The organism is Streptomyces sp. 5K101 (assembly GCF_046506645.1).
Classification (GTDB): domain Bacteria; phylum Actinomycetota; class Actinomycetes; order Streptomycetales; family Streptomycetaceae; genus Streptomyces.
This window is the reverse complement of record NZ_JBKFFO010000051.1, coordinates 1-6144: the sequence shown is the minus strand read 5'-3', so window position 1 is coordinate 6144 and position 6144 is coordinate 1. Positions and strand designations below refer to the sequence as shown.

Annotated in this window: 5 protein-coding genes and 1 pseudogene; 5 read left to right on the top strand and 1 reads right to left on the bottom strand. The window is 69.1% G+C overall.

Annotated elements, in window-relative coordinates; all coding sequences use genetic code 11:
• Positions 1–205: 205 nt before the first annotated feature.
• The 5 genes and pseudogenes from ACLB9X_RS34245 to ACLB9X_RS34225 all read left to right on the top strand — a co-directional run.
• Positions 206–644: pseudogene (locus ACLB9X_RS34245) on the top strand (hypothetical protein); the annotation flags it as partial.
• A gap of 497 nt (positions 645–1141) precedes the next feature.
• Positions 1142–1399 carry a hypothetical protein gene (locus ACLB9X_RS34240; protein WP_410364319.1) on the top strand — a complete coding sequence of 86 codons (258 nt, stop codon included), beginning with the start codon at positions 1142–1144 and terminating at the stop codon, positions 1397–1399.
• 446 nt (positions 1400–1845) lie between these two features.
• Positions 1846–4215: a hypothetical protein gene (locus ACLB9X_RS34235; protein WP_410364318.1), complete on the top strand. Its 2370-nt coding sequence runs from the start codon at positions 1846–1848 to the stop codon at positions 4213–4215.
• A gap of 67 nt (positions 4216–4282) precedes the next feature.
• Entirely contained in the window at positions 4283–5092 is an 810-nt protein-coding gene (locus tag ACLB9X_RS34230) for a hypothetical protein (protein WP_410364317.1), read from the top strand.
• An 83-nt stretch (positions 5093–5175) separates the two neighbouring features.
• Positions 5176–5400 carry a hypothetical protein gene (locus ACLB9X_RS34225; RefSeq protein ID WP_410364316.1) on the top strand — a complete coding sequence of 75 codons (225 nt, stop codon included), beginning with the start codon at positions 5176–5178 and terminating at the stop codon, positions 5398–5400.
• A gap of 125 nt (positions 5401–5525) precedes the next feature.
• Here the strand turns inward: ACLB9X_RS34225 and ACLB9X_RS34220 are convergent, their stop codons facing one another.
• On the bottom strand, positions 5526–5927 hold the full coding sequence (locus ACLB9X_RS34220) for a helicase associated domain-containing protein (RefSeq protein ID WP_410364315.1): 402 nt from the start codon (positions 5925–5927) through the stop codon (positions 5526–5528).
• Between the last annotated feature and the right edge of the window lie 217 nt (positions 5928–6144).

Genomic DNA, 6144 nt, shown 5'->3' with positions numbered 1-6144 from the left:
GTACAGGGCCACGGCATCGGCCTTGAACTCGTCCGAGTAGTCCTTCATCGCCATCGGCGGTGTTCTCGCTTCCTCCGGATCAAGCAGATCCAGTATCAGCGTGTCCACCACTCAGGGGGAGGCCCCCTCAGCACCATCACACTGACCACACCACCGGCCGGGGTTCCCGCCTGCGCGCGGGCCGGCCAAAGGGGGAAAGACAACGATGCGTCACTTAAGATGGACCGGCCGCATCGGCAGAGGGCTCATAGCCTTCACCGTTGCGGCTGCCTCCGCGATAGCCGCCATGAGCTTCGCGGTTTCACCGGCCGCCGCTGCTCAGGCAACGCTCGGTGAGGCCTGCACTGCCGCCGATCGCGGCAAGCGCCACACGTACCAAGACCACCGAAGTGTCCCCGACGATCACCACTTCAAGGGCTGGTGCGTCACCGAGGGCACAACCGGCACCCAGACGTCACCACCAGCACCCAGACGACCATCTCGGTCTCCGTCGGCCTCAACGGCAATGTTGAGGGCAGTTTCGCCGTCGAGACCCTCGGCAAGGTCGGCGCGAGCCTGGGCCTGAACGTGCAGGTCGACTACACTCCACAAGCACCGAGTCGAATGCGGTCACGTGGAACTTCAACCAGCCCGGCTACTACGGCGCCTGCACCACATCCTGCGCGACACGTGCCATTGGGCGTCCGGATGCTTCTGACCACCGTGCCCCGATGGAGTTCCAGGGCAGCCTCATGGAGGCCGACATCGACAGGGGTCGGCGCCAGGGCAACGGAGCGCGTATCGGCACTTGCGCATGGCCGCCCCGGCACCTGGAGACACCGGGGGGAGGGCTTTCCCGGCTACAGGATGCCCCGGCCAAGGACCTCTTCCCCGCCGCGCACGAACGCCTGAAGCAGGCCGCCGCCGCGATCGAATCGGGCACACCCGCTGAGCCGTTCATCGACGTACTGACCGAACTGGTCCGCGCAGGCCGACACCACCGGCTTCGTCGTCCTGCACCGCCAGCCGCTACGACACCGAAGCCGCCTGGTACACCCTAAGTTGCCGCCTCGCACGCGCCGACGCCCACGTGGACAAGCCCTGACCACCTGGACCGACCAGAATACGAGCGGCCATTGCTCCAAGCCGTTCAGGTCGGAGCGTGCGCGAGGACTACGGGCTACTTGCCAAGCAACAAACGAACGGCCATGCGGTCCACGTCGGCCTCTCGCGCAAACCCGGACTCTGTGCGGTCGCCGACGGGGATGAGTCGGACGGCTGCCTGGCGAAGCCCAGCCAGCGCCCGGACTTCCGCCTGACAGACTGCGGTTCGTTGGACGGAGAGTTCCGCGACCACTCCTTCGCGCGCGCCCGTGCGCGCGAGCAGCCGCTCAACATCGCGAAGGGTGGACGCCGGTGAGAAGCCTCGGCAGGTGAAGCCGCCCCGGACCGAAATGATCGCTACTCAACAGCTGACCGGCGGGAGGCGCACGGCCGCATGTTGACTGTCTACCGCAACGAGACGGTCACTCAAGGACTCCGGGGCCTACGTCTACGGGGTCGGCGTCCCCGCCGACTTCCTGCCCATTCGCCCGCGAACCGGGCAGCCACGACCTCATCTGAGCCTGTTCCACATCCTCGAACGTGGAACAGCCGTCTTCGACACGGTGCGAGCGGGCGCCACTCGGGCAACGAGAACGAGAGCCACAAGAGAGCTACCTGACTGGCGTGTACCAGTCAAAGAACGCACGGAATCGGCCATTCCTCGAGGGGTGAGGCGGATCCGCCCCCGGCGCGATGAGTTCCCTCCACCATCGGACGAGTGCCGTCGGCAGTCGGCTGCGCCGTACGAGGATGGGGGATCTCTTGCGACGAAGAAGAGGAAGAATCTGCACGCTGCTGATCAGCGGCGCGTTGCTGGCCGGCGGGATGACCGCCGCACCGGCTGCCGCCGATCCTGCACCGGACCGCGATGAGCGACGTACCGCGGCCTGCGAGACCCTGGAGGAACGGGGCGTGCGCTGTGTGAGCGTCGACGCGGCGTTCAACCACCGCTTCGCCAAGGGCGGTAAGGCCACCCTGTCGGTGAAGCTGCGGCCGAGTATCGACATACCAGGCACCCGTGTGGAGATCGACCTCCCAGCCGCCCTGCGCTTCGCCGGGAGGCCGCGTGGCTTCGAAACCGCACGCCACGACTCCGCGTTGCCCGACAACGGGGGCTCCGTCACCACGGCCGTCCACACCGTCGATCTGAAGGCCGGACGCAAGGCCACGTACACCCTGCCGGTCGAGGCCGTGGACACCGGCGAACTCGCCGTACGCGTGCGGGTGCTGCCGCCCAAGGGGTACGGCCTGGGCATCGAGGAACCGGTCCTCGCCACCGTCGGCGAGAATCAGGCATCCTCCCACCTCGGCCTCGGCAAGGGCCCGTTCACGGCCACGCCTGTGCCCGAGGGCGTGAAGCCCACCGCGCCGACCGAGCGGTCCGCCGAGCTCGGCAGTGAGGGCCTGGCCAGGCCGCACTCCGACGATCCGGCACCCGCGCACGGGCAGCGGCTCGGCGCCGAGGCGCTGACCTGCGTACGCGGCTCCTTCGGCTATCAGGATGCGGGCGGCATCTGGCGCAACTCGGCCAACCTCCAGGTCCAGGTCTGGGACGAGGACCCGGCCAACAGCGACGACCTGCTGACCGTCGGCCTCACCGACGACAATGGCGCCTACCGGCTCTGCTTCGACAACAGCACCGACGCCCTCGGCGGCCAGGACGTCTACCTGCGCTTCGTCACCCAGAACGGGCAGTGGGGCGTGGAGCGTGACGACGACGATGAATACGCCTTCCGCAGCGATCAGCGCGACGACCTCGGCGACGGCACCACCACCGACTTCGGCAACCTGTCCCCGACCGACGCCCGCCTGCACGGCGCGCTGCGCGCATACAGCTGGGCCAACGCAGCCTCGGCGTGGACGCCCGGCGACTGCTGGGACGCCAGGGACGACGACTGCCGCCGCATCGACATGAACTGGCACCCGGACGACGACCCGGGCGGCTCCTTCTACCGGCCGGGCGAGGACGAGATCTACCTGACGCCGCAGGACGCGGACGACCGCAACGTGGTCGTGCACGAACTCGGCCACGCCGTGATGGACGACGCCTACGACGACATGGACTGGGACAAGCAGTGCCCGTCCCCGCACATCATCCAGCGCATTTCCAGCGCACGCTGCGCCTGGTCCGAGGGCTTCGCCAACTGGTACGGGGTGACGGTCTTCGGCGACCCCGTCTACGTCGACGACGGTGTGAACCGCTTCGAGGTCGACTTCGAGAACCACACCTGGTCCACCGCGGACTGGGACGACGGCGACGGGGTCGAGGGCCGGGTCGCCGGAGCCCTGTGGGACCTCGCCGACCGAACCGCCGAGGCCCCGTGGGACCACTTCGGCGAGGGCACCGCCAACATCTGGAACACCCTCCTCGACAACCGCGACACCACGTTCCGCGCGTACTGGGACAGCCGCCGGGCCGCGGGCCACGAAGTGGGGGACCAGGCACTGGGCAGCCTCTTCCAGAGCACCATCGACTACGGCTTCCGCAACCCGCTCACCAGCCACGTCTCGCTCGAACGCCCCACGCCCGAGCCGGACCACAACTACCGCTTCGAAACGACCGCGCGCTTCTGGTCGGTCGTCGCGGTGCGCCCGCCGGCCTCCGCGGACTACGACCTGAGTCTGTACGAAGACCGGGAACAGACCAGGATGCTGGCCTTCAGCGGACAGGGGGCAGGCGTCACCGACTTCGTCGTGGTGAACTCCAACCGCCGCGACACCGGCGTCTACTACCCCCGCGTCAGTCGGCAGGCCGGCAGCGGTGACTACCGGATCGAGGCCGACGAGACCGAGGGCATCTTCACCGGCAGCCCGACGGTCACCCTCGGGGCGAACCGGCTCTCCGCCGTGTGGGACATCTGCCAGTCGGGCAGCGAGCGGGCGACGTACACGGTGACCCCGTCCGACCTCGGCCAGGACGCCGAGCTTTTCGTCTTCAACGCGGACCAGGCCGGGAGCGACAACGTCACCAACCGATCGGCCGCCACTGCCAGTAGTACGGCCGCAGGACCCGGCCTGCCGGAGTCCGTCACGGTCACCCTCCCGGAGGGCTGCCACGGCCTCGTGCTCGTCAACCGGGCGGGTAGCGGCACATACACCATCACCAAGGCCGCCGTTCCGGCCACCCCATGAGCCACCGCCCATGAAAAGAAGGACGGGCACACGGAACCGCCAGGCCCCGTGTGCCCGTCCCATGCGCATGGGCACACGCACCACGAGCACACAGGCAGCCTTCACCCTCTCCGCCGCCTTCCTGGCGCTGGTCACCGCCTGCGGTTCCGGACCCTCGCCGGCGCCAAAGCCGCCTGCTGCGGGCGAAGCCGACGTCCTGGTCCGGGTACGCGCGATCAGCGGGACCCCGTCGCCGCAGGTCCGGCGCGCCCTGCCCCGGCTCTCCCTCTACGGTGACGGCCGGGCGATCACACCGTCCGGCCGCACCGGCGCCCTGCAGACGGCCACGGTTCACCGCCTGACGGATGAGCGGGTGCGCGAGGTGTACCGGGATGCGTACGCGACGGCCCGTACGGCCGTGGAGACGCAGGACGCCGTGGACGGGGGAGTGCTGGAGCTCACGGTCGCGGCAGCCGACCACACCGGCACCTCGCGGGCGGAGCCCGAGACCACGCGGCTCCCTCTCCCGGCCGACGAGAGCACGGACTTCCTGGCGCGTACCGATCCGGCTCGCTGGCCGGACGGGGCCTTCGCCGATGCGCCACGCCGCTACGAGCCGACCGTGCTGGCCGTCTTCGCGATGCCCGCCGATAAGCCCGGCGCGGAGTCGGCCGCCTGGCCGTACGACGACCCGGGCAGCACCGGAACACCCACCCCGGAGGGCACGTGCACCGTCCTCTCCCCGGACCGCACCCGCGCCGTCCAGCGCCTGGCCCGCGCCGCCACTCAGGAAACACTCTGGCGAGCGGGCGGCCACACCTACCGCCTCGACTTCCGGCCCCTGCTGCCGGACGAGGCGGACTGCGGCGACCTGGACGGTCCCGGCGCCGCCGAGTAGGGCGACTTCAACGATCTCCACAGGAGGGGCAAGTCCCGCCGCGAGTACGAGAACCGCGTCAGCACACTCGTGCCGACCGGACCGTGATCGTTCTCACCGATAACCGCTGTACCGATGTTCCCCAAGGGCCGGCGTACCGCCCGGTGATGGACGTCGCCGGGGTGCCGCACGAGCTGCTGCGCGCCGACGGGTTGCTCCCGCGAGGCTGGGATGCATGGAAGGATGAGGAGTTGCTGCGTGTCGGTGAGTTCCGCCTCAATGACGGCGGCGAGGCCGTTGCCGTCGTAGCCCCATGTGGCGGGGGGTGATTCGGGCCGCAGTGACGACGGCGCCCATCATGCCCAGCGCATCCCGACGGCGGAGAGCTGTTCCACCCGTTCCGGTGTGAGCGTGGCGGCTCTGCTTCTCTGGTTGCCGATCCAGGCCCGCAGCTTCAGCTCCCGAAGCCCCCCTCCTCCCGATCCGCGCCGCCGCCGCGGCCCCCGACGCCGCCCACGGCGACTTCCTCGACATGTTTTCTCGGTACTCGCAGGTGCCCTTCGCGCCGGTAGTACTGCTTCGCGGCGGCGTAGTTGAGCGCCCATTTGTCAGCCTGGCTGACCCTGGGCCTGGGCTTCTCGTCGTCGGCTGCGGGAGTGATGTGGAGGATGTGTTCGCACATCCACTGCTGTACGCCGGTGAGTTTGTCCCAGCCGAGCCGGACCGACTTCACCCACCGCCCAAGGTCCGTGAAGGTGCGCTGCCATTCCACGGGCCAGGTGGGGCACCAGGATGGGTCGATGTCCTCCAGTTGCTCGCGCCGCTCTTCCGACAGCGCCCCTGCCGACGATCCCACCGGCAGGCCCTCGTGCGATCTCTCGGGTTGGTGTCGGTGGTGGTGAGAGTCGGTCGCGCTGTTCCAGGGGTGGGGGGTCTGTCAATCGAGCGGCCCTGTCTCGCATTCGGTGGTGACGGAGCGTGCTGCTATCCGAGGAGGATGCGGTGGCGAAGAAGGGTGAAGCCTGCTCGTCCGTGCATCTGGCGCGCGATCCGCTTGGTCTTGGTGTTGACCC